Below are 22795 nucleotides of genomic sequence, written 5' to 3'. Positions count from 1 at the left end.
TGGACTGACGTGGGACCAGGGAGGCGTACGCGCCCTACAGCGCGAGCAGCTCCTTGGTCGTAATGGTGAGTAGCTCGGGTCCGCCGTCCGCCTCCTGGCGCACGACGAGCGTGTCATCGATCCGGACCCCGCCCCGGCCCGGGAGGTGGACCCCCGGTTCGACGGTGACCGGCACACAAGCGTCCAGTTTACCCATGGCCGAGGGTGCGAGCTGCGGGTCCTCGTCGATTTCCAGGCCGACACCGTGCCCGGTGAGCGGCGGAACGGCCTCTCCGTGGCCCGCGCCGTCCAGGATCTGGCGCGCCGCCCGGTCCACGTCCCGGTACCCGGCGCCCGGCACCAGCGACTCCCGTCCGGCCCGCTGAGCGGCGAAGACGAGCTCGTAGAGCTCGATCTGCCAGTCCGCCGGAGTGGTGCCGATGACGAAGGTGCGGCCGATCTCGCAGCGGTAGCCGCGATAGTTCGCGCCGAGGCAGACCGAGAGGAAATCTCCCTCCTCGACCCGGCGGTCGGAGGGCCGGTGGCCGCCGCGGCCGGAGTTCGGTCCCGTCCCCACGGAGGTCGCGAACGCCGCGCCGTCCGCGCCGTGGTCGACGAGCCGCCGCTCCAATTCCAGGGCGAGATGGCGCTCGGTCCGACCGACCAGGATGGATTCGAGGAGCTCGCCGAGCGCCTGGTCGGCGATCTCGGCGGCGATCCGCAGACAGGCGATCTCGTCCTCGTCCTTCACGATCCGCAGCTGCTCGACGGCTCCCCCGAGGTCGGCGAGGCGGAGCTGGGGCGCGGTGGAGCCCATGGCGCGGTGGCGGGCCACGGTCAGATGGTGCTCCTCCACGGCGAGCGCGTCCGCGCCCGCCTTCCGGGCGAGGTCGACGGCGGCGACGGCGGGGTCACCACCGGCCGGGGGCAGCACGGCCTGCCGGAGCAGCTCGTCGAGCCGCCCCTCGACCGGATCACCTCCGGGCGGGGTGGGGCAGAGCAGTACGTCCTCGTCGGGGCCGAGCAGCAGTACGGCGCCGGGGGGCGAACCGCCCGCGAGATAGCGGACGTTGGCGGGGCGGGAGACCAGGGCCGCCGGGCTGCCCGCTGCCGCGCACCGGTCGCGCAGCCGCACGCGGCGGTCCGCATACACCTCTGACATGTTCCGAGCCTACGAGGGGTGGGCCGCCCCGGCTCGCTCAGCGCGGCCGACCGTGCCGCCACTCGGCCGCATCAGACCATCGCCGTCCCGGCGTACGCGAGGGACCGGGAAGGACCGGGAAGGATCCGGAACGACTGGAAATGACGGGGCACGGCCGGGAAGGCCGTCACCAGGCGGGCGGGCTGGCTATGGACCGGGCAAGGACCTCGTCGAGGACCCGGGCCGTGGTCTCCACGTCGTACTTCGAGTTGTCGATGATCGGCAGGCCGGAGCCGTACCAGCCGGCCATCCTTCCGTGGATGGAGGCGACCTCCTCGTCCGAGAGGCGCCTGTTGCCGCTGCGCTCGGCGTTGCGCTCCAGGACGATCTCCAGGCCGGGCAGGAGAACGACCGGAAGCAGCCCGGGGCCGACATGGCGTTTCCAGCCGCCCAGGCCGACGACCGGGCGGTCGGGGAAGACGGCGTCGTCGAGGATGCAGGAGATGCCGTTGGCGAGGAAGTTGCGCGCGGCGAAGCCACAGGTACGGCGGGCGAGCCGGTACTGCGCCTCGGAGTGCTCGTTCCAGCCCGACTGCGGGTCGGCGAAGCCGGAGCACACCCATTCACGGACGTCGTCGAGGCTGATGTGCGCGGTCGGGACCCGGCGGCGCTGGGCCCAGTGGCGGGCGACGGTCGTCTTGCCGGCGCCCGCGGGGCCGATCAGCAGGACGGCGAGGGTCGCCGTGCCGGTGCCGGGCTCGACGGGCAGCGACACCGGCGGCAGCTGGACGTGCCCGGTGACGTCCCGCGGCGGCGCGGAAGGCGGCGGCGCCGAACCGGGGTGCTGTGGGCCCGCGTGCTGCGGACCCGCGTGCTGCGGACCCGCGTGCTGCGAGCCCGGGTGCTGCGAGCCCGGGTGCGGCGCCATGCCGCCCCCGGCCCAGCCCGTGACGGGCGGGGCGGGGTGCGGGGCGCCCGGTGGCGGCCCCGGGGGGACGGGACGCGGCTGCGGGTGCGAGCCCTGATGACCGCCCTGCGGCAGGGGCGGTACGGGCGGTACGGAAGGTCGACCTGCTCCCGGTGCCCAACCCGACGGGTCGTGCGGCGGCAACGGAGCCCCCACTGCGTGCTGCATCCGGTGCCACTCCGTCTCGTACGGCCGATACTTCCGGGAACGTTACCGCCCCCGGCCCCCAGAGGGGGAACGGCCGGGGGCGGTACGGAGTGCCCTGTGGCGAGATCCTTCAGTCCGTCAGTTCCTCGGCGAGCGCCCGCAGGGCGAGCCGGTAGGACCCGATGCCGAACCCGGCGACGGTTCCGGTCGCCACGGCGGCGACCACCGAGGTGTGCCGGAACTCCTCCCGGGTGTACGGGTTCGAGATGTGCACCTCGATCAGCGGCGCGGTCCGCTGGGCGGCCGCGTCGCGCATCCCGTACGAATAGTGCGTGAACGCGCCCGGGTTGAGGACGACCGGGATCGAGCCGTCCGCGGCCTCGTGCAGCCAGCGGATCATCTCGCCCTCGTCGTTGGTCTCCCGCACGTCCACGTCGAAGCCCAGCTCGGCGCCGAGGGCCCGGCAGGACTCCACCAGGCCCTTGTACGACGTGGCGCCGTAGATGTCGGGCTCGCGGGAGCCGAGACGGCCGAGGTTCGGGCCGTTCAGCACGAGGACGGGCCGGAGGTCGCTCACGCGGACACCTCGCCGTAGGCCGCGACGAGCACCGCCGGGTCGGGGCCTTCGAGCACGGTCGGCTTGGCGAGCCCGTCGAGGACGATGAAGCGCAGCAGGTCGCCGCGGGACTTCTTGTCCACCTTCATGGTCTCCAGGAGCTTGGGCCACTGGTCGCCGCGGTAGGTGAGCGGCAGGCCGACGGACTCCAGAACCGTGCGGTGCCGGTCGGCGGTGGCGTCGTCGAGCCGGCCGGCGAGCCGGCCGAGCTCGGCGGCGAAGACCATGCCGACCGACACGGCGGCGCCGTGGCGCCACTTGTAGCGCTCGTTCTTCTCGATGGCGTGGGCCAGGGTGTGGCCGTAGTTGAGGATCTCCCGCAGGCCGGACTCCTTGAGGTCGCCGGAGACGACCTCGGCCTTGACCCTGATCGAGCGGACGATCAGTTCGGCGGTGTGCGGCCCCTCGGGCGTACGGGCGCCCTGCGGGTCGGCCTCCACGAGGTCGAGGATGACCGGGTCGGCGATGAAACCGGCCTTGATGATCTCCGCCATGCCGCTGACGTAGTCGTTGACCGGCAGCGAGTCCAGCGCGGCCAGGTCGCAGAGCACCCCGGCGGGCGGGTGGAAGGCGCCGACGAGGTTCTTGCCCTCGGCGGTGTTGATGCCCGTCTTGCCGCCGACGGCCGCGTCGACCATGCCGAGGACGGTGGTCGGTACGGCGATCCAGCGCACGCCGCGCAGCCAGGTGGCGGCCACGAAGCCGGCCAGGTCGGTCGTCGAGCCGCCGCCCACGCCGACGATCACGTCGGTGCGAGTGAAGCCGGTCTGGCCGAGCGCCTTCCAGCAATAGGCCGCGACCTCGGCGGTCTTGGCCTCCTCTGCGTTCGGCACCTGGATGGCCACGGCCTCGAAGCCCTGGTCCGCGAGGTCGGCCCGCAGGGCCTCGCCCGTCTCCGCGAGCGCCTCGGGGTGGATCACGGCCACGCGCTTGGCGCGGTTGCCGATCAGGGCGGGCAGTTCGGCGAGCAGCTGCCGTCCGACCAGCACTTCGTACGGATCCGTGCCCGCCGAGCCGCCGACCTGGATACGGGTCACTTCGTGGTCCGTCATACGTCCTTCTTCAGCTCCAGTGCGTCGAGGACCGCGCTCGCGACCTCTTCGGGGGTGCGGTCGTCGGTGGGTACGACGACCCGGGCGACTTCGGTGTAGAGGTGGCGGCGCGCCTCCATCAGCTCGCGCCACTGGCGGCGCGGGTTGACGGCGAGCAGCGGCCGCGCGGTGTTGAGGCCGACGCGGCGGACCGCTTCCTCGACGTCCATCGAGAGATAGGCGACGGGCAGGCCGCTGAGCAGCTCTCGGGTGCCGGCGTCGAGGATCGCGCCGCCGCCGAGGGCGAGGACGCCCTCGTGCTCGGCGACAGCGGTCCGTACCGCATCCCGCTCCAGGGCGCGGAAGTGCTCCTCACCGTCCTCGATGAAGATGTCCGAGATCTCGCGGCCCTGGGCGGCGACGATGTCGGCGTCGGTGTCCCGGTAGGGCGCGCCGAGCAGCTCGGCCAGGAGCGCGCCCACCGTGGACTTGCCGGAGCCCATCGGCCCGACCAGGACGACCAGGGGTCCGGTCACCGGATCTGGAGGTTGTCGAGGTACGACCGGACGTTGCGGCGGGTCTCCGGGACGCTGTCGCCGCCGAACTTCTCCACGACGGCGTCCGCGAGGACGAGCGCGACCATCGCCTCGGCGACGATGCCGGCGGCCGGCACGGCGCACACGTCGGAACGCTGGTGGTGGGCCTGCGCGGCCTCGCCGGTGACGACGTCGACGGTGGCCAGGGCGCGCGGCACGGTGGCGATCGGCTTCATCGCGGCGCGGACCCGGAGCAGCTCACCGGTGGTGAGGCCGCCCTCGGTGCCGCCGGAGCGGCCGGAGGTGCGCTTGATGCCCTCGGGCGTCGCGACGATCTCGTCGTGGGCCTTCGAGCCCGGCACGCGGGCCAGTTCGAATCCGTCACCGACCTCGACGCCCTTGATCGCCTGGATGCCCATCAGCGCGGCGGCGAGCCGCGCGTCGAGCCGGCGGTCCCAGTGCACGTGGGAGCCGAGCCCGACCGGCACCCCGTAGGCGAGGACCTCGACGACCCCGCCGAGGGTGTCGCCGTCCTTGTGGGCCTGGTCGATCTCCGCGACCATCGCCTTCGACGCGTCGGCGTCGAGGCAGCGCACGGGGTCGGCGTCCAGCTTCTCGACGTCGGCCGGGGTCGGGTAGACGCCGTACGGCGCCTTGGCAGCGGCGAGCTCGATCACGTGCGAGACGATCTCGATGCCCGCGGCCTCCTTCAGGAACGACCGGGCGACGGCACCGAGGGCGACCCGGGCCGCGGTCTCCCGCGCGGAAGCCCGCTCCAGGATCGGCCGCGCCTCGTCGAACCCGTACTTCTGCATTCCGGCGAGGTCCGCGTGACCGGGCCGGGGCCGGGTCAGCGGAGCGTTGCGGCCGGTCTCCTTCAGCTCGGCGGGGTCGACCGGGTCGGCCGACATGACCTTCTCCCACTTCGGCCACTCGGTGTTGCCGACCATCACCGCGATCGGTGAGCCGAGGGAGAGCCCGTGGCGGACACCGCCGAGGAAGGTGACCTCGTCCTGCTCGAACTTCATCCGGGCGCCGCGCCCATAGCCCAGGCGCCGCCGCGCGAGGTGGTCCGCCACCAGCTCGGTGGTGACCGGGACACCGGCGGGAAGACCCTCCAGCGTCGCGACCAGCGCGGGTCCGTGGGACTCCCCAGCGGTCAGCCAACGCAACCTGCTCAACGATGCTCCTCATGCTCGCGCCTGGAACTGCTGCGGCGCGAACGGGTGCGCGGCCCGAGCCCGCCGTGTCCGATCCTCCCACGTCCCGGGCGGGAACCCGCTCGCCGGTCCAGGTATCGGACGCAGCATGTCAGGTCGGGCATCAGGTCGGGCGGGTCAGGGGCGTCCGAGCCGGCCGCTCAACGCTCGCCGAGCGCCCGCTCCCCCGCGGCCCGCATCGCCGCCAGCGGCGCCGGGGACCGTCCCGTCATCTGCTCGACCTGAAGGACCGCCTGGTGGACGAGGAGGTCGAGGCCACCGAGGACCGTGCCGCCGCGTTCCGACCAGGCGGCGGCGAGCGGGGTCGGCCAGGGGTGGTACAGCACGTCGAAGAGGGTGCCGGGGGTACCGGACACGGCCGGGGCCAGGTCGTCCGTCGCCCCGGCGGGCGTCGTGGCGATCACCAGGGGAGAGGCGAACGCCTCGGCCGCACTCCCCCACTGCGCCGTACGGACGTCCACGCCGAGCCGCTCGCCCCAGCCCCGCATCTCCTCGGCCCGCGCCTCGCCGCGTACGTACGCGGTGACGGGGCCCGCGCAGATCCGGGCGAGCGCGGCCAGCGCGGACGAGGCGGTGGCGCCGGCGCCGAGGATCGCGGCGGAGTCCACCTTCTCGACGCCCCGCTCGCGCAGGGCGGCGACCAGGCCGGGAATATCCGTGTTGTCGCCGACACGACGGCCGTCCTCGGTGAAGACGACCGTGTTCACGGCCTCGACCGAGGCGGCCGTGTCGCTGATCTCGTCGAGCAGCGGGATGATCGCCCGCTTGAGCGGCATGGTCAGCGAGAGCCCGGCCCAGGAATCGTCCAGGCCGGCGACGAAGCCGGGCAGCCCGGCCTCGTCGACCTCGAAACGGTCGTAGGACCAGCCGTCGAGGCCTAGCGCCGCGTAGGCGGCCCGGTGCAGGACGGGCGAGAGGGAGTGGGCGATGGGCGAGCCGAGGACGGCCGCGCGCGACGTGCTGCTCACTGTCCGGACTTCCGTGCTTCCTCGTACTTCTTCCGGTTGCGCTCGTGCTCCTCGTTCGTCTCCGCGAACAGGGTCTCGTCCTCGGTGACGGACACGAAGTAGTACCAGGGACCGGGCGTCGGGTTGATCGCCGAGTTGAGTGCCTCCAGCCCCGGGTTGCCGATCGGACCGGGCGGCAGGCCATGGATGTAGTAGGTGTTGTACGGGTGCTTGAACTGGCGCAGCTTGTCCACCGAGCCGATGTCGAGCGTGCTCTCGCCCTTGGCGTAGTTGACCGTGGAGTCGAAGTCGAGCAGGCCGTACGTCTGCCTGTTGTCGGGCTTGAGGCGGTTGTAGACGACGCGCGAGACCTTGTCGAAGTCCTGCTTGTGCTTGCCCTCGGCCTGCACGAGGCTCGCGACGGTGAGCAGTTCCAGCGGGGACTTGAGCCCCAGCTCGGACGCCTCGGCCTGGAGGTCGTGCTTGCCGTACTCCTGGTTCGCACGCGCGATCATCCTCCGGAGGACGTCCTCCGGCTTGTTCCCCTTGGCCACCGGGTAGCTCGCCGGGAAGAGGAAGCCCTCCAGCGGGTCCTTCACGTCGGCCTGGTTCTTGGCCCAGTCCGGGAGGCCGAGGTCGTTCGCCTTGGCCTTGGCCACACCTTGCGTCGTGCCCTTCTCCAGGTCGAGCTTCTTGTCGATCTGCTCGTAGACCCAGGTGTTCCGCTTGCCCTCGGGGATCACGAAGTTGGCCTGGCTCGCCGGACTCAGCATCAGCGCGACCGCGCTCTCCGCCGACATCTCCTTCTTCAGCGTGTACACGCCGGCCTGGATCGACAGACCCTTCGGGTTCCGCTGCTGCGCCGAGACGAAGGCGTCGACGCTCGCGACGACCCCGGCCTTCTTCAGGATGTTGCCGATCTCGTAGCCGCCGGCGGCCTTGGGGATCTCCACCTGGACCGAGCCGCTGCCCTCACCCGTGTAGTCGGGCGACGCGCCGAACTGGCCCTGCCAGAACTGGTAGCCGAAGTAGCCGATACCGCCCACCCCGCCCGCCAGGACGAGGGCGACGACGAGACAGGCGACACCGTTCTTGGTCTTCTTCTTGCCCTTGCCCCGGCGGTCGCGTCCGCCGCGCGAGGAGCGGCTCTCGGCCGGGTCGTCGTCGTACCCGTCGTCATCGCCGTCGCCGTTCCCACCGGTGAAGAAGGGGTGCCGCTCCTCCTCCGCGGCCTCCGTCTCCCAGTCGGTCACGGGCTCCGGCGGGTCCTGCCGGCGGCCGGGCGGCTGCGGCGGCGGGTACGCCTCGGGCGTGCCGTAGAGGTCAGGGTTCTGGCCACCGTAGGGATCGGCCGGAGTGGCGCCGTACGGCATGGACGCCTGGCCCGTCTCCCAGCTGGGGTCGTACTGCTGTGCGGGGTACCCGGGCGTGTCGTACCCCGGCTGCTGCTGGCCGTACGCGGGCCGCTGCCCCTGCTGTTCGTACTGATCCTGCTGTTCGTACTGATCCTGCTGCCGCCCGCCGTACGACGGGTCGCCGTACTGGGGATCGTTGTACTGCTGCGGCTGGTGCTGCTGAGGCGGATGCGGCTGCTGGTACTGCGGCTCGTACCCCTGGCCCTGATCCTGGCCCTGGCCGTACGGGTCCTGGTGGCCGTACTGCGCCTGCTGCGGGTACTGCTGCTGGCCTCCCCATCCCTGGTCCCCGTAGAGCGGGTCCGCGGGATGCCACGGTTCGGAGCCGGGGCCCCGGCCATACTCAGTCATCGATCCCCAAACAGCCGCGAGGCGTCCGGACGGTCAGCCTCTACGTTGTGCGGCAGCTGTTCGAACACCGCCGCATCGCGCGGAACGTTACCGTATCGCGATCAGATGACCACTTCGACGCCCTCGCCGGGCGGATTACCTGATACCCGTTCGGACTCAAGAGCTGCTTGAAGGATGATCACAGCGGCGGCCTGATCGATGACTGACCGCCCCTTCTTCGCCTTCACCCCCGAGGCCCGCAGCCCCTGCGTCGCCGTCACCGTCGTCATCCGCTCGTCGACGAGACGGACCGGTACGGGGGCGACGCCGCGGGCGAGTTCCTGGGCGAAGCGGCGGACCTTGGCCGCGGCCGGCCCCTCGCCCCCGGAGAGGGAGCGAGGGAGGCCGACCACGATCTCGATCGGTTCGTACTCCTCGACGATCTGCCTGAGCCGCCGGTGGGCGGCCGGGACGTCACGTCCCGGCACGGTCTCCACCGGGGTGGCGAGGACCCCGTCGGGGTCGCACGAGGCGACCCCGATCCGGGCGTCCCCGACGTCGATCGCGAGGCGACGGCCGCGACGCATCGTCGACTCCGTCACGCGGTTTCCACCACGAGGCGCTCGACGGCTTCGATGGCGTCGCCGACCGCATCGGGGTTCTGGCCGCCGCCCTGGGCGACGTCCGGCTTGCCGCCACCGCCGCCGCCGAGCGTCTTGGCGGCGGTACGGACCAGGTCACCGGCCTTGAGACCCCGCTCGCGGGCGGCCTCGTTGGTGGCGATGACCGTCAGCGGACGGCCGTTGGCCGTGGTGAACAGGGCCACGACGGCCGGGCGGTCGCCCGGGATGCGGCCGCGGACGTCGAGGACCAGCCTGCGCAGGTCGTCGGCGGAGGTGCCGTCGGGGACCTGGCCGGTGACGACGGCGACACCGCGGACGTCCTTGGCACTCTCGACCAGGCCGGCGGCGGCCTGCAGCACCTTCTCGGCGCGGAACCTCTCGATCTCCTTCTCGGCGTCCTTCAGCTTGCCGAGCATGGCGGAGATCTTCTCGGGCAGCTCCTCGGGGCGGCCCTTGACCAGCTCCTGGAGCTGGGCGACGACCGTGTGCTCCCGGGCGAGGAAGTTGTACGCGTCGACGCCGACCAGGGCCTCGACACGGCGCACGCCACTGCCGATCGACGACTCGCCGAGCAGCTTCACCAGACCCAGCTGAGCGGTGTTGTGGACGTGCGTACCGCCGCACAGCTCCTTGGAGAAGTCGCCGATGGTGACGACGCGGACCTTCTCGCCGTACTTCTCGCCGAACTCGGCGATGGCGCCCTGGCGCTTGGCCTCGTCGATCGGCATGACCTCGGCGTGCACGTCGAGCTCCCGGGCGAGGACCTCGTTGATCTTCTGCTCGACATCCGTGAGGACCGTGCCGGGCACGGCGTTCGGGGAGCCGAAGTCGAAGCGGAAGCGGCCCGGCGAGTTCTCCGAACCGGCCTGGGCGGCCGTCGGGCCGAGCGCGTCGCGCAGCGCCTGATGCGTGAGGTGGGTGGCGCTGTGGGCGCGGGCGATGGCCCGGCGGCGGCGCACGTCGATGGCGGCGTAGGCGGTGGAGCCGACCGTCACCTCCCCGACCTGGACGGAACCCTTGTGGACGGAGACGCCCGGCACGGGCTGCTGGACGTCGCGGATCTCGATGACGGCGCCGCCGTGCAGCTTGATCCGGCCCTGGTCGGCGAGCTGGCCGCCGCCCTCGGCGTAGAACGGGGTGCGGTCGAGGACGACCTCGACCTCGTCGCCCTCGGTGGCGGCGGGCGACGGAACGCCGTTGACCAGCAGGCCGACGACGGTGGTCTCGCCCTCGGTGTTGGTGTAGCCGGTGAACTCCGTCGAGCCGCTGCTGTCCGCGATCTCGCGATAGGCGGCGACGTCGGCGTGGCCGGTCTTCTTGGCCTTGGCGTCGGCCTTGGCCTTGTCCCGCTGCTCCTGCATCAGGCGGCGGAAGCCGGCCTCGTCCACGGAGAGGCCCTGCTCGGCGGCGATCTCCAGGGTGAGGTCGATCGGGAAGCCCCAGGTGTCGTGGAGCAGGAACGCCTTCTCGCCCGGGAGGACCGTGGAGCCGGCGGCCTTGGTCTCGGAGACGGCGCCGTCGAGGACGTTGCTGCCGGCGTTGAGCGTCTTAAGGAAGCGGGCCTCCTCGGCGAGGGCGACCGTCTCGATCCGCTTGCGGTCGGTGACCAGCTCCGGGTACTGCTCGCCCATCGTGTCGATCACGGTGTCCACGAGCTGTCCGACGACGACGTCGGTGGCGCCGAGCAGGCGCATGTTGCGGATGGCGCGTCGCATGATGCGGCGGAGCACATAGCCGCGGCCCTCGTTGCCGGGTGTGACGCCGTCGCCGATGAGCATCACGGACGTGCGCATGTGGTCGGCGACCACGCGCAGCGAGACGTCGGTGTCGTGAGACGTGCCGTAGTCGACGCCGGTGAGCTCGGTGGCCTTGTCGATGACGACCTTGAGGGTGTCGGTCTCGTACATGTTCTGTACGCCCTGCAGGATCATCGCCAGGCGCTCGAGCCCGAGGCCGGTGTCGATGTTCTTCGACGGCAGGTCGCCGAGGATCTCGAAGTCCTCCTTCGACGTGCCCTCGCCGCGCTCGTACTGCATGAAGACGAGGTTCCAGATCTCCACGTACCGCTCGTCGTTGACGGCGGGGCCGCCCTCGACGCCGAACTCGGGGCCGCGGTCGTAGTTGATCTCGGAACACGGGCCACAGGGCCCGGGGACGCCCATCGACCAGAAGTTGTCCTTCTTGCCCAGCCGCTGGATGCGCTCGGCCGGCACGCCGACGATGTCGCGCCAGATCTGCTCGGCCTCGTCGTCGTCCTGGTAGACCGTGATCCAGAGCTTCTCCGGCTCGAGTCCGTAGCCGCCGTGTTCCACCGAGGTGGTCAGCAGCTCCCAGGCGAGCTTGATGGCGCCTTCCTTGAAGTAGTCGCCGAAGGAGAAGTTGCCGCACATCTGGAAGAACGTGCCGTGGCGGGTGGTCTTGCCGACCTCTTCGATGTCAGGCGTACGCACGCACTTCTGCACGCTGGAGGCGCGGGAGAACGGCGGCTTGACCTCGCCGAGGAAGTACGGCTTGAACGGAACCATGCCGGCGGGGACCAGAAGCAGAGTCGGGTCGTCCGCGATGAGCGACGCCGAAGGCACGACGGTGTGCCCGCGCTCCTCGAAGAAGCTCAGCCAGCGGCGGCGGATTTCAGCCGACTCCATCAGTGGTCCTCATTCCGGTTGTGCGGACTCGTAGGCGTTGCGTCGTACGAGTACGTGGTCGTGGTGGTGGGCGGGATGGGGCCGAGCGCGGCCGCCCGGCGGGCCCCCGGGAGTTCGTGGCCGGCCGGTGCGTCCAGGCCGAGCGCCTCTCCCAGTTCGGCCTCGCGCTGGACCATGCCCGCCCTGACGTCGAGGGCGAAGTCCTTGAGCCGGTGGCCGGTCTCGATCGCCTTGTTCGCCGCCTGCGCGGCGAGGCTCTCGGGGGTCAACTGCTTGAGCTTGCGGTTGACCTTGGTGGTGGCCCACACGCCGGCGGCTGCGCCTGCGGTGAACCAGAACGTGCGGCGGAACATGGAGCTCAGCCCTTCTGCTTCCGGCGTCTCGCGGACGGCACGGTGCGACCGACGACGACGGTTCGTGGCGCGGACGCCCGCGGTGCCTCGTCACGGCCGCGGTCGTCCCGGCCGCGGCCGAGCGCCCTGCGCACGCCGTAGCCGAAGGCCGCGACCTTGACCAGCGGACCGCCGAAGGTGGAGGCGACGGTGGTGGAGAGCGCCGACGCGTTGGAGGTGACCTCCTGGACGTCCGAGGCGATCGCGTCGACCCGCTCGAGCTGGGTCTGCGCCGACCGCACGGTCGCGGAGGCGTCACTGAGCAACGGGACGGCCTGTTCGGTCACGTCCGCCACCAGCTTGGTGGTCGCCCTGAGCGTCTGCGCCAGTCTCACCAGCACCACGGCGAGGAAGGAGACGAGAATCGCCCAGAACACGGCCACCAGGATCCCGGCAACCTCTCCACCGGTCACTCCGCACCGCTCTCTGCTGTCGTTGGGCCCTTGCCAGAAGTCGTCTCCCGACCCTATCGCGCCCACGGTCTTTCCCCGTACCGCATTACCGCTCGCAGCGGCGCTCGTGGGAGGGGTTCGCGCGATCCGGCTGTACGGAGTGCGCCCGGATGAGTACGCTCCGTGTCTCATGCGACGGAGCAATCTCCCGGCTGAGCTGAACCGGTTCGTCGGACGCGCCGACGAGCAGGACCGAGTGAGCCTGCTCCTTGCCGAAGCCCGCCTGGTCACCGTGGTCGGGGTGGGCGGTGTCGGCAAGACCAGGCTGGCGCTGCGGGCCGCCTCGGCGGCGCAGAAACGGTACGCCGACGGCGTGCGGCTGGCGGAACTCTCGGGCCTGCGCGACCCGGAGCTGGTGGCGCTCGCCCTGGTCGAGGCGCTGGGCCTGACCGACCACACGCTGCGCACCCCGCGCGAGGCGCTGATCGAGCATCTCGCCGATCGCCGGCTCCTGCTCGTCGTGGACGGCTTCGAGCACCTCGTGGAGGAGTGCGCCCCGCTGCTGCGGGAGTTGTTGCGGGCGGCCCCCGGTCTGACGGTGCTCGCGGTGGGCCGCCGGCCGCTCCGGGTGGACGGGGAGGCGGTGTTCACGTTGGCGCCGATGACCGACGAGGACGCGGTGCGGCTCTTCGCGGAGCGGGCGTCGGCGGCCGGCGCCCCGGCAGGCGACCCGGAGGCGGTACGGGAGTTGTGCCGGCGCCTCGACCGGATTCCGCTCGCCCTCGAACTGGCCGCCGGACGGCTGCCGTTGCTCACCGTGGAGCAGATGCTCCACCGGCTCGACGACCGGTTCCGGCTCCTCTCGGAGGGGACGCGCGGTGTGCTTCCCCGCCATCAGGCCCTGCGCACCGCGATCGGCTGGAGCCATGAGCTGTGCACGCCCGAGGAGCGGCTGCTGTGGGCGCGGCTCTCGGTCTTCGCCGGGCCGTTCGACCTGGAGGCCGTGGAGTACGTCTGCGGTGGACCGGACCTGCCGGCGGAGCGGGTCGTGGAGGCGCTCGGCGGTCTGGTGGCGCAGTCGCTGGTATTCCGCGAGGAGACGGCGGCGGGTCCGCGCCACCGCATGCTGGACACGGTCGCGGCGTACGGGGCGGAGTGGCTGGCCGCGCTCGGCGACACGGCGCGGATGCGCCGGCGCCACCGCGACTGGTACATGGGCCTCGCCACCTGGTGCGAGCTGGAGTGGTTCAGTCCGCGTCAGGCCGAGGTCGCCGCGTGCGCGGACGCGGCGCTGCCCAATCTCCGCGCGGCCCTGGAGCTCTGCCTGGAGCAGCCCGAGGAGACACATCTGGCGCGGCATCTCGCCGGGACGCTCTGGTTCTACTGGGTGGGGTGCGGGCGCCTTTCGGAGGGCAGGCACTGGCTGGACCGGGCGCTCTCGCTCGACCCCGGGCGTTCCGAGCATCCGGCCGCCCGGCTCAAGGCGCTCTGGGTGCTCGGCTATGTGGCGATCCTGCAGGGGGACACCACGGCGGCGGTGGCGGCGCTGCACGAGTGCCGCGAGCGGGCCCGCGCCACCGGGAATCCGCTGGCCGAGGCGTACGCGACCCATCGAATGGGCTGCCTGGCGCTGCTCTCCGACGACATGCCGCGGGCCGAGGAGCTGATCGGCCGGGCCCTGGAGACGTACCAGGAAGTGGGCGAGCTGAACAGCAACGTGCTGATGGGGCAGGTCGAGCTGGCGATGGCCCGGGTCTTCCGGGGCGATCTGGAGGGTGCGGTCGCGCTCTGCGCCGAGGTGCGGGAGATCTGCGAGGAGCGCGGCGAGCGCTGGACCAGGGCGTACGCCCTGTACGTGCTGGCGTACGCGGCATGGACGGGGGGTGATCACACCGAGGCCCGGGCGTTGCTCGGGGAGTGCGTCACGATCAACCACACGTTCCACGACCTGGTGGGTCTGGTGCTGGCGATCGAGCTGCTGGCCCTGGTGACGGCGAGCGAGGGGGACCCGGCGGAGGCGGCGGTGCTCCAGGGGGCCGCGCTGCCGGTGTGGGGCATGGTGGGGTTGCGGCTGTTCGGCTCGGGCTCCTTCGACGGACCCCGGGCGGTGTGCGAGCGCCAGGCCGGCGAGCTGCTCGGCGCGGAGCGCTACGGGGCGTCCGTACGGGAGGGGCGGGGGCTATCCCTGGACGCGGCCGTGCGCCGGGCTCTCGGCGAGCGACGGGATCCGGCCGGCGGCCGCCCCGGCGAGGCTCCCCGGCCCTTCCGTACGACGGTACCGAAAACGCGGAAGCCCGCCGGCTCCCCCACCGGTAAGGGCGGGGAAGCGGCGGGCCGATGACCGCGAAGTGCGCGGTACTACGTCGCCTGGATCAGCGGGCGTAGTACTCGACGACCAGCTGCTCGTCGCAGATGACCGGGATTTCCTTGCGGTTCGGGTCGCGGTCGAGGCGGAAGGCCAGGGCCTTCAGGTTGACCTGCAGGTAGCGCGGGGTCTCACCGTCGGCGGCGAAGCCACCCTCACGGGCCACCTGGAACAGGGGCTTCTCGCGGGAGCGCTCGCGGACCATCACGACGTCGTCGGGACGGACACGGAACGACGGCTTGTCGACCTTGCCACCGTTGACCTGGATGTGACCGTGCACGACCATCTGGCGGGCCTGGTAGATGGTGCGGGCGATGCCCGAACGCAGGACCAGGGCGTCGAGGCGACGCTCGAGCTCGACGACCAGCGCCTCACCCGTCTTGCCTTCGGCCTTCTTGGCGCGGTCGTAGGCGCGCGCCATCTGGCGCTCGCTGATGTCGTACTGAGCGCGCAGGCGCTGCTTCTCGAGCAGACGGACCTTGTAGTCCGAGTTCTGCTTGCGGCCACGGCCGTGCTCACCCGGCGGGTACGGGCGGGCTTCGAAGTACTTGACAGCCTTCGGCGTCAGCGCGATACCGAGCGCGCGAGACTTCTTGACCTTGGGACGCGACTGGTTAGGCACGTTCTCCAGACCTCCGTTGTAGGTTAGGTTAGGCTCACCTTACTCAAGGAGATCGCATGTCTCGCCCTGGGAACACCACGCGCATCACAGACAGCAGCACAATGAACGATGCTTCCTCCGCGTCCGCGGAGGGCATCGATGTGACGGAGGTCCGATCAGCTCATGGCCAGCCGCGTCCCAGCGGGCTTGAAATCGCGCGGATGCCGTCAGCAGCCGAGCGCACACGAACTCTCGTACAGAGTACATGCTCCGCGGTGCTCCTGATTCCAGGGGCCGAGCGGCTGCGCCTCGAGCAGCTGACGCCGGAGGCGCGGGCGGTCGGGCCGGACGGCGAGATCTTCCTGCTCTTCCCGGCCGACGCCCCGCCGGTACGGGCCGCCACCCACGCCCAGGACGACGAGCTGCCGGTCGTCCTGGAACTCACGGACGTGGCCCCCGTCTCCGTCCCCCACCGTATCCGTGGCCGTGCCTGGGTCGCCGGCTGGCTCACCTGCCTGCCCGGCGTGGCCGAGCCCGGCCGCATGATGCTGCGCCTGGAGCCGTACGAGGCGAGCGTCGACGATCTGTGGGGCGCATCGGAGGTCGATCCGGAGGAGTTCGCCGCGGCCTCGCCCGATCCTCTGCACGCGCATGAGACCGAGCTGCTGCAGCACCTGCACGCGGCCCACGGCGAGCAGGTCCGCGAGCTGAGCACGCTGCTCGGCGAGCGGTCGGCGGCCCTGGTGCCGACGCGGGACGTCGCGCCGCTGGCCCTCGACCGCTTCGGGCTGCGGATCCGCTTCAGCGCGGGGCCGCACCAATGCTTCGACGCGCGCTTCGACTTCCCCGAACCCGTACGGGACGTGGGCGGGCTGCGGCGCGAGCTGCACCGGCTCTTCGACGCCGCGCGCTCCTGAGCGCTACCCGCCCTCGCCCCGCAGCCTTTCGCGCACCTTCTCCACGACGTCCGCGTACCGTGCCTCCGCGCCGTACCGGGTCGGTTCGTAGTAACGCTTGCCGTGGACCGCGTCGGGGGCGTACTGCTGGGCCGCGATGCCGCCCGGGACGTCGTGCGGGTAGACGTACCCCTGGGCGTGGCCCAGTTTGGCCGCGCCCTTGTAGTGGCCGTCACGGAGGTGTGCAGGGACCGGGCCGGCCAGGCCGCCCCGCACATCGGCCTGGGCGGCGGAGATCGCGAGGGTCGCCGCGTTCGACTTCGGGGCCAGGGCCAGTGCGATCGTGGCGTGGCTGAGCGTCAGCGCGGCCTCGGGGAAACCGATCATGGCGACGGCCTGGGCGGCCGCCACGGCCGTCGGCAGCGCCGTCGGGTCCGCGAGACCGATGTCCTCGCTGGCCGAGATCATCAGGCGCCGGGCGATGAACCGGGGGTCCTCCCCCGCCTCGATCATCCGGGCCAGATAGTGCAGCGCCGCGTCCACGTCCGAGCCGCGGATCGACTTGATGAGGGCGCTGGCCACGTCGTAGTGCTGGTCGCCGTCACGGTCGTACTTCACCGCCGCGCGGTCGACGGTCTCCTCGACCGTCTGGAGCGTGATCTCCGGCTCGCCCTTGGCGAGGGCCGCGCCCGCCGCGGCTTCCAGGGCCGTCAGCGCGCGGCGCGCGTCACCGCCGGCGATCCGCAGCAGGTGCGCCTCGGCGTCCTCCGGCAGGGTGACCGCCCCGCCCAGCCCCCGCTCCTCGGTCAACGCCCGCTTCAGCAGGTCCCGCAGGTCGCCGTCGGTGAGCGGTTCGAGCGTGAGCAGCAGGGAGCGCGAGAGCAGCGGGGAGATGATCGAGAAGTACGGGTTCTCCGTCGTCGCCGCGATCAGCGTCACCCAGCGGTTCTCCACCGCCGGGAGGAGCGAGTCCTGCTGGGCCTTGGAGAAGCGGTGGATCTCGTCGAGGAAGAGGACGGTCTCCTTGCCGTAGCCCCCGGCCGCCCGCCGGGCCCCCTCGATGACCGCCCGGACCTCCTTGACGCCCGCGGTGATCGCGGAGAGCTCCACGAACCGCTTGTTGGTCGCCTTGGAGACGACGTACGCGAGGGTCGTCTTGCCGATGCCCGGCGGCCCCCACAGGATCACGGACGAGGCGCCCGCCGGGCCGCCGCCGCCCTCCCCCACCAGCCGGCGCAGCGGCGATCCCGGCTTCAGCAGATGCTGCTGGCCGAGGACTTCGTCGAGGGTGCGCGGGCGCATCCGGACGGCCAGGGGGCTGCTGGACGGGTCCTTCTCCTGGCGTTCTTCCGCGGCGGCGGTAAAGAGGTCGGGCTCCACAGTCATGAAGCCTAGGTCACGCCACCGACAACGCCGTCGGGCCCGTTCCCGTCAGCTCGTCCAGAAGTCCCACCAGCGGGTCAGGATCAGCATGCCGATGATCCCTATGTGCAGGGCGGGTAGCACCCAGGTGAACTCGTCGAAGAAGGTGCGCAGTCCGGCGGGGGCGGGGATGACGCCCTTGCGGACGTTGTGGGAGGTCACGTACCAGAACATGACGATGGTGGCGACCCAGGCGAGGCAGCACCACAGGCACAGGGCGTTGATCTCGTACAGCGACTGGTACATCAGCCAGGTGCAGAAGCCCACCCCGAAGAGCGTGCCGGCGTTCAGTCCGAGCCAGTACCAGCGGCGGTAGCGGGCGCCCGCGAGGAGCGCCACGCCGATCGCGATCACCATGGCGTAGGTGACGAGGCCGAGCATGGGGTTGGGGAAGCCGAAGACCGCGGCCTGCTCGCTCTTCATGATGTTGCCGCAGGAGACGATCGGATTGAGGCTGCACCCCGGGGTGAAGTCCGGGTCCTCGAGCAGCTTGAACTTGTCGATCGTGATGACCCAGGCGGCGAGCAGACCGGCCGCGCCGGTGACCACCAGCATCCAGGCGAAGGCCCGGCTCGCGCCGATCCCGCCGCCGCCGTTCCGCTCGGCGGACGCGTGGTCAACCGCTGCACTCGTCATGTCGTCGTATCCATCGCTCGCGGGCTTCTGGGCACGGTCATTCTGCCGCACGCGGCACCGTGTCCACCGTTCGGTGGACATAAGGACGGGCCCGGACCACGCCGTGGTCCGGGCCCGCGTGCACGTGACGGCGGTCAGGCCAGCTTCGTCCGGACCGCGTCGACCAGAGCGTCCAGGGCGACCGCCTCCTGCTCGCCGGACTCCATGTCCTTGAGCTGGACGACGCCCTCGGCGAGGTCGCGCTCGCCCGCGACCACGGTGAGGCGGGCCCCGGAGCGGTTGGCGTCCTTCATCGCGCCCTTGAGGCCCTTGCCGCCGAAGGAGAAGTCCGCCGCGACGCCGGCCTTGCGGAGCTCGCTGACCTTGCCGAAGAGGACGCGGCGCGCCTCCGCGCCGATGGCCACCGCGAAGACGCTGGTGGTGGCCGGGATGTCCAGCTCGACGCCCTCGGCCTCCAGGGCGAGGACCGTGCGGTCCACGCCGAGCGCCCAGCCGACCGACGGGAGCGCCGGGCCGCCGATCATCTCGGAGAGGCCGTCGTAGCGTCCGCCGCCGCCCACCGCGGACTGCGAGCCGAGACCGTCGTGGACGAACTCGAAGGTGGTCCGGGTGTAGTAGTCCAGGCCGCGCACCAGCTTCGCGTCGTCCTCGAAGACCACGCCCGCGGCCGTGATGAGCGCGCGCACCTCCTCGTGGTACGCCTTGCACGCGTCGCACAGGTAGTCCCGCAGCAGCGGCGCGCCGACCAGCTGCTTCTGCACGGCTTCCCGCTTGTCGTCGAGGACCCGCAGCGGGTTGATCTCGGCCCGGCGCAGGGTGTCCTCGTCGAGGTCGAGGCCGCGCAGGAACGTCTGCAGGGCCTCGCGGTAGACGGGGCGGCACTCCTTGTCGCCGAGCGAGTTCAGCAGGATGCGGAAGTTCTTCAGGCCGAGCGAGCGGTACGCCTGGTCGGCGAGGATGATCAGCTCGGCGTCGAGCGCCGGGTCCTCGGCGCCGATCGCCTCGGCGCCGACCTGGGAGAAGTGGCGGTAGCGGCCCTTCTGCGGGCGCTCGTAGCGGTAGTACGAGCCGGAGTACCAGAGCTTCACCGGCAGGTTGCCCTGCTTGTGCAGGCTGGCCTCCAGGGCCGCGCGCAGCACGGAGGCGGTCCCCTCGGGACGCAGGGCGAGCTTGTCGCCGCCCTTGGTCTCGAAGGCGTACATCTCCTTGGTGACGATGTCGGTGGACTCGCCGACGCCGCGGGCGAAGAGGTTCACGTCCTCGAAGCCGGGGGTCTCGACGTAGCCGTAGCCGGACTTCCGCAGGGGCGCGGAGATCGCGTCCCGGACCGCCAGGTACGTGGCGGAGTAGGGCGGGATCAGGTCGTACGTGCCCTTGGGGGCCTTGAAGGTGCTCACGTAGATCTCGTCACATTCCTCGTCGGGGAGCGTCCACGCTCCCGAGGCCGGCGGCCACCTGCCGCAGATACGGATTGGTGGCGCGCTCCTGGCCGATGGTCGTCTGGGGACCGTGCCCCGACAGCACCACGGTCGAGTTGTCGAGCGGCAGGCACACGCGGGCCAGCGATTCGAGCATCTCGTCCATGTCACCGCCGGGCAGGTCGGTGCGTCCGATGGAGCCGGCGAAGAGCAGATCCCCGGAGAAGAACACGGAGGGGACCTCCGTGGTCTGCGGCATCTGGAAGGTCACCGACCCCTTGGTATGACCGGGCGCGTGCGCGACGGAGAACTGCAGTCCGGCGAGATCCAGCCGCGCGCCGTCGGTGAGCTCGTGCACGTCGTCCGGCTCGCCCACGGTCAGTTCACCCATGAGGGGCATCCCGATGGAGCGGCCGAGCGCCTTCTCCGGGTCGCTCATCATGTACCGGTCGGCGGGGTGGATCCACGCGGGTACGTCATGGGCGCCGCAGACCGGGACGACGGAGGCGACGTGGTCGATGTGGCCATGGGTGAGGACCACCGCGACGGGCTTGAGCCGATGCTTCAGAAGCGTCTCCTCGACTCCCTGGGCGGCCTGGTGGCCCGGGTCGATGATCACGCACTCCTCGCCTGCGGCGGGGGCGACCAGATAGCAGTTGGTCCCCCAGGCCCCGGCGGGGAACCCGGCAATCAGCACGATCGTCCTTAAATGTCGTCCGGCACGGGGTGCGACGGAGCGGAAGCGGCAGATCAGAGCCTACCGGCGCTGCGTATTCCACAGCCAACCCGTATACGGTACGGGCACGTCCGGCCAGGACAGCGACAGACGAGGGACAAGGAGCAGAACCGGTGGTCAGCAGCGATCAGCGGCGGCGGCAGCTCGCCAGGGAGAAGTACGTGCGCCAGCAGCAGCGGCGGCAGGAGGCGCGGCAGAAGGCCAGGCGTCGCAACACCGTCATCGCCGCCTCGCTGGCCGTCGTGCTCGCCGCGGGAGGCGCGGTGTACGCGTCGGTCTCGCTGACCGACGGCGGCAAGAAGGGCAGCGACGACGCGGCGGGCGACACCCCGACGCCCTCGGCGAGCGGATCGTCGACGCCGGAGCCGGCGATGGCGATCGACAAGAACGCCACGTACACGATGTCCCTCAAGACGAACGAGGGCGACATCTCCCTCGCGATGGACGCGGCGAAGACCCCGCGGACGGTGAACTCCTTCAAGCACCTCGCGGACAAGAAGTACTTCGACGGGACCAAGTGTCACCGGCTCACCACCCAGGGCATCTTCGTCCTCCAGTGCGGTGACCCGAAGGGGGACGGCACCGGCGGGCCCGGGTACAACATCCCGGACGAGAACCTGACCGCCCTGGGCAAGGCGGGCAAGGACGGTTCGGTGACCTTCCCGGCCGGCACGGTCGCGATGGCCAACACCGGCCAGCCGGGCACGGGCGGCAGCCAGTTCTTCCTCGTGTACAAGGACACCAAGCTGCCGCCGACCTACACCCCCTTCGGGAAGATGGACGCGGCTGGTCTGAAGGCCGTCCAGGACGTCGCGAAGGCCGGGGTCGAGGGCGGCGCCACGGACGGCGCGCCGAAGAAGGTCGTCACCATCGAGAAGGCCACGGTCGTCAAGCGGTGACCCGGGGCCCGGCCGGTCGATTTCGGTCGCGCTGAGTGCGGACAGCCGGGCGGCGGTTCGCCTAGATTGGCGTTGTGGAGGGCGGGCGCTGCCCGCTCCGGAAATCTGTGGACGATGCCCAGGGGGCACAACCCCCTCGTCGGCATCATGTGGAGGAGGCGCTGTGAGCAGCGACCCGTGGGGCCGCGTCGACGAGACGGGCACCGTGTACGTGCGTACTGCCGAGGGCGAGAAGGTCGTCGGATCGTGGCAGGCCGGCACTCCCGAGGAGGCACTGGCCTACTTCGAGCGCAAGTACGACGGCTTGGTGGTCGAGATCGGCCTCCTCGAGAAGCGGGTGAAGACGACCGACCTCTCGGCCAAGGACGCCATGGCCGCGATCGGCCACATCCGGCAGCAGGTCGACGAGCACCACGCCGTGGGTGACCTCGCCGCGCTGACCGCGCGTCTCGACAAGCTGGTCGAGACGGTGGAGTCGCGCCGTGAGGAGCGCAAGGCCCAGAAGGCCAAGCAGACCGACGAGGCGCGCGGCGCCAAGGAGGCGCTGGTCAAGGAGGCCGAGGAGCTGGCGCAGAGCGAGCAGTGGCGGGCCGCCGGCGAGCGGCTGCGCGCGCTCGTGGACATCTGGAAGGGCCTGCCCCGGCTCGACCGGAAGTCCGACGACGAGCTGTGGCACCGCTTCTCGCACGCCCGCTCGGCGTTCTCCAAGCGCCGCAAGGCGCACTTCGCCTCGCTGGACGCCCAGCGCGAGGACGCCCGGAAGGCGAAGGAGAAGCTGGTCGCGGAGGCCGAGTCGCTCTCGAACTCCACCGACTGGGGGGCCACGGCGGCCCGCTACCGGGATCTGATGGCGGAGTGGAAGGCCGTGGGCCGCGCCCAGCGCGAGCACGAGGACGAGCTGTGGAACCGCTTCCGCGGTGCCCAGGACGTCTTCTTCGCGGCGCGGAGCGAGGTCTTCGCCGAGCGGGACGCGGAGCAGACCGAGAACCTCAAGCTGAAGGAGGAGCTCGCCACCGAGGCCGAGAAGCTGGTGCCGGTGAAGGATCTGAAGGCGGCCCGTGCGGCCTTCCGCTCCCTCAACGAGCGCTGGGAGGCCATCGGCCACGTACCGCGCGACGCCCGGCCGAAGGTCGAGGGCCGGATGCACGCCGTGGAGCGGGCGATCCAGGAGGCCGAGGAGTCGGAGTGGCGCCGGACGAACCCGGAGGCGCGCGCACGTGCCGCGGGTCTCACGGGTCAGCTGCAGGACGCGGTCGACAAGCTGCAGAAGCAGATCGACGCGGCCCGCGCGGCGGGCAACGACGCCAAGGCCGACAAGCTGGCGCGTGAGCTGGAGGGCCGCCAGGCGCTCCTCGACCAGGCGCTGAAGGGCCTGGAGGAGTTCGGCGGCTGAACGGCAGGCTGAGCGCCACCCGTACGTACGGAAAGGGGCCCCGGTACC

21 protein-coding genes are annotated in these 22795 nt (G+C 71.4%); 4 read left to right on the top strand and 17 right to left on the bottom strand.

All coding sequences use genetic code 11. From position 1 onward, the window contains the following. Nucleotides 1–34 precede the first annotated feature (34 nt). From IE136_RS10545 to IE136_RS10490, 12 genes are all read right to left on the bottom strand, one after another. The gene (locus IE136_RS10545) at nt 35–1141 is read right to left on the bottom strand and encodes an aminopeptidase P family protein (RefSeq protein ID WP_158985423.1); all 1107 of its coding nucleotides are present in this window, start codon (nt 1139–1141) and stop codon (nt 35–37) included. A 166-nt stretch (nt 1142–1307) separates the two neighbouring features. After that, nucleotides 1308–2255 (bottom strand): AAA family ATPase, encoded by a 948-nt coding sequence (locus IE136_RS10540; protein WP_189600186.1) that lies wholly within the window; start codon nt 2253–2255, stop codon nt 1308–1310. 109 nt (nt 2256–2364) lie between these two features. Continuing rightward, entirely contained in the window at nt 2365–2811 is a 447-nt protein-coding gene (locus tag IE136_RS10535) for a type II 3-dehydroquinate dehydratase (RefSeq protein WP_158985427.1), read from the bottom strand. Further along, on the bottom strand, nt 2808–3902 hold the full coding sequence (gene aroB, locus IE136_RS10530) for a 3-dehydroquinate synthase (RefSeq protein ID WP_158985430.1): 1095 nt from the start codon (nt 3900–3902) through the stop codon (nt 2808–2810). Before aroB ends, IE136_RS10535 begins: the two co-directional genes overlap by 4 nt. Then, nucleotides 3899–4384: a shikimate kinase gene (locus tag IE136_RS10525; protein WP_158994066.1), complete on the bottom strand. Its 486-nt coding sequence runs from the start codon at nt 4382–4384 to the stop codon at nt 3899–3901. The genes aroB and IE136_RS10525 overlap by 4 nt, the downstream gene beginning before the upstream one ends. 29 nt (nt 4385–4413) lie before the next feature. After that, nucleotides 4414–5598, bottom strand: coding sequence for a chorismate synthase (gene aroC / locus IE136_RS10520; protein WP_158985432.1), 1185 nt, complete (start codon nt 5596–5598; stop codon nt 4414–4416). A 179-nt stretch (nt 5599–5777) separates the two neighbouring features. Beyond that, on the bottom strand, nt 5778–6605 hold the full coding sequence (locus IE136_RS10515; RefSeq protein ID WP_158985434.1) for a shikimate dehydrogenase: 828 nt from the start codon (nt 6603–6605) through the stop codon (nt 5778–5780). Continuing rightward, nucleotides 6602–8350, bottom strand: coding sequence for an endolytic transglycosylase MltG (mltG, locus tag IE136_RS10510; RefSeq protein ID WP_189600185.1), 1749 nt, complete (start codon nt 8348–8350; stop codon nt 6602–6604). Before mltG ends, IE136_RS10515 begins: the two co-directional genes overlap by 4 nt. 101 nt (nt 8351–8451) lie before the next feature. Beyond that, nucleotides 8452–8916: a Holliday junction resolvase RuvX gene (gene ruvX, locus IE136_RS10505; RefSeq protein ID WP_158994068.1), complete on the bottom strand. Its 465-nt coding sequence runs from the start codon at nt 8914–8916 to the stop codon at nt 8452–8454. Nucleotides 8917–8927: 11 nt separating this feature from the next. Beyond that, nucleotides 8928–11597, bottom strand: a complete 2670-nt coding sequence (alaS, locus tag IE136_RS10500; RefSeq protein ID WP_189600184.1) for an alanine--tRNA ligase — start codon at nt 11595–11597, stop codon at nt 8928–8930. Beyond that, nucleotides 11597–11950: a DUF6167 family protein gene (locus IE136_RS10495; protein WP_189600183.1), complete on the bottom strand. Its 354-nt coding sequence runs from the start codon at nt 11948–11950 to the stop codon at nt 11597–11599. The genes alaS and IE136_RS10495 overlap by 1 nt, the downstream gene beginning before the upstream one ends. Before the next feature lie 5 nt (nt 11951–11955). Next, the gene (locus IE136_RS10490; protein ID WP_158985442.1) at nt 11956–12402 is read right to left on the bottom strand and encodes a DUF948 domain-containing protein; all 447 of its coding nucleotides are present in this window, start codon (nt 12400–12402) and stop codon (nt 11956–11958) included. A 169-nt stretch (nt 12403–12571) separates the two neighbouring features. Here IE136_RS10490 and IE136_RS10485 point away from each other — a divergent pair, with 169 nt between their 5' ends. Then, nucleotides 12572–14722 (top strand): ATP-binding protein, encoded by a 2151-nt coding sequence (locus IE136_RS10485; RefSeq protein ID WP_189600182.1) that lies wholly within the window; start codon nt 12572–12574, stop codon nt 14720–14722. A 31-nt stretch (nt 14723–14753) separates the two neighbouring features. On the opposite strand, the gene rpsD is transcribed toward IE136_RS10485, so the two are convergent. After that, entirely contained in the window at nt 14754–15368 is a 615-nt protein-coding gene (rpsD, locus tag IE136_RS10480) for a 30S ribosomal protein S4 (protein WP_158985446.1), read from the bottom strand. Between the two features lie 200 nt (nt 15369–15568). Here rpsD and IE136_RS10475 point away from each other — a divergent pair, with 200 nt between their 5' ends. Then, a complete protein-coding gene (locus IE136_RS10475) occupies nt 15569–16264 on the top strand; it encodes a DUF2470 domain-containing protein (protein WP_189600181.1) in 696 nt (231 codons plus the stop codon). Between the two features lie 3 nt (nt 16265–16267). Here IE136_RS10475 and IE136_RS10470 read toward each other — a convergent pair whose 3' ends face one another. From IE136_RS10470 to IE136_RS10455, 4 genes are all read right to left on the bottom strand, one after another. Then, a complete protein-coding gene (locus tag IE136_RS10470; RefSeq protein ID WP_189600237.1) occupies nt 16268–17623 on the bottom strand; it encodes a replication-associated recombination protein A in 1356 nt (451 codons plus the stop codon). 51 nt (nt 17624–17674) lie between these two features. Then, nucleotides 17675–18301: a vitamin K epoxide reductase family protein gene (locus tag IE136_RS10465; protein WP_158985451.1), complete on the bottom strand. Its 627-nt coding sequence runs from the start codon at nt 18299–18301 to the stop codon at nt 17675–17677. 134 nt (nt 18302–18435) lie between these two features. Continuing rightward, the gene (hisS, locus tag IE136_RS10460) at nt 18436–19698 is read right to left on the bottom strand and encodes a histidine--tRNA ligase (RefSeq protein WP_158985453.1); all 1263 of its coding nucleotides are present in this window, start codon (nt 19696–19698) and stop codon (nt 18436–18438) included. A gap of 10 nt (nt 19699–19708) precedes the next feature. Further along, on the bottom strand, nt 19709–20416 hold the full coding sequence (locus tag IE136_RS10455; protein ID WP_158985455.1) for an MBL fold metallo-hydrolase: 708 nt from the start codon (nt 20414–20416) through the stop codon (nt 19709–19711). A gap of 152 nt (nt 20417–20568) precedes the next feature. On the opposite strand from IE136_RS10455, the gene IE136_RS10450 reads away from it, so the two are divergent. Both IE136_RS10450 and IE136_RS10445 read left to right on the top strand, forming a co-directional pair. Further along, nucleotides 20569–21354 carry a peptidylprolyl isomerase gene (locus tag IE136_RS10450; protein WP_158985457.1) on the top strand — a complete coding sequence of 262 codons (786 nt, stop codon included), beginning with the start codon at nt 20569–20571 and terminating at the stop codon, nt 21352–21354. Between the two features lie 163 nt (nt 21355–21517). After that, complete coding sequence (locus IE136_RS10445; RefSeq protein ID WP_158985459.1) at nt 21518–22747, top strand: DUF349 domain-containing protein; 1230 nt, start codon at nt 21518–21520, stop codon at nt 22745–22747. The last annotated feature ends 48 nt before the right edge of the window (nt 22748–22795 follow it).

The organism is Streptomyces lateritius (assembly GCF_014649715.1).
Taxonomy (GTDB): domain Bacteria; phylum Actinomycetota; class Actinomycetes; order Streptomycetales; family Streptomycetaceae; genus Streptomyces; species Streptomyces lateritius.
This window is presented reverse-complemented; position numbering and strand designations above follow the sequence as displayed.

Coding starts and splice junctions, on each gene's coding strand:
- IE136_RS10545 (WP_158985423.1), bottom strand. CDS start 1,141: ATGTCAGAGGTGTATGCGGACCGCCGCGTGCGGCTGCGCGACCGGTGC.
- IE136_RS10540 (WP_189600186.1), bottom strand. CDS start 2,255: ATGCAGCACGCAGTGGGGGCTCCGTTGCCGCCGCACGACCCGTCGGGT.
- aroB (WP_158985430.1), bottom strand. CDS start 3,902: ATGACGGACCACGAAGTGACCCGTATCCAGGTCGGCGGCTCGGCGGGC.
- IE136_RS10525 (WP_158994066.1), bottom strand. CDS start 4,384: ATGGGCTCCGGCAAGTCCACGGTGGGCGCGCTCCTGGCCGAGCTGCTC.
- mltG (WP_189600185.1), bottom strand. CDS start 8,350: ATGACTGAGTATGGCCGGGGCCCCGGCTCCGAACCGTGGCATCCCGCG.
- ruvX (WP_158994068.1), bottom strand. CDS start 8,916: ATGCGTCGCGGCCGTCGCCTCGCGATCGACGTCGGGGACGCCCGGATC.
- alaS (WP_189600184.1), bottom strand. CDS start 11,597: ATGGAGTCGGCTGAAATCCGCCGCCGCTGGCTGAGCTTCTTCGAGGAG.
- IE136_RS10495 (WP_189600183.1), bottom strand. CDS start 11,950: ATGTTCCGCCGCACGTTCTGGTTCACCGCAGGCGCAGCCGCCGGCGTG.
- IE136_RS10485 (WP_189600182.1), top strand. CDS start 12,572: ATGCGACGGAGCAATCTCCCGGCTGAGCTGAACCGGTTCGTCGGACGC.
- IE136_RS10475 (WP_189600181.1), top strand. CDS start 15,569: ATGCCGTCAGCAGCCGAGCGCACACGAACTCTCGTACAGAGTACATGC.
- IE136_RS10465 (WP_158985451.1), bottom strand. CDS start 18,301: ATGACGAGTGCAGCGGTTGACCACGCGTCCGCCGAGCGGAACGGCGGC.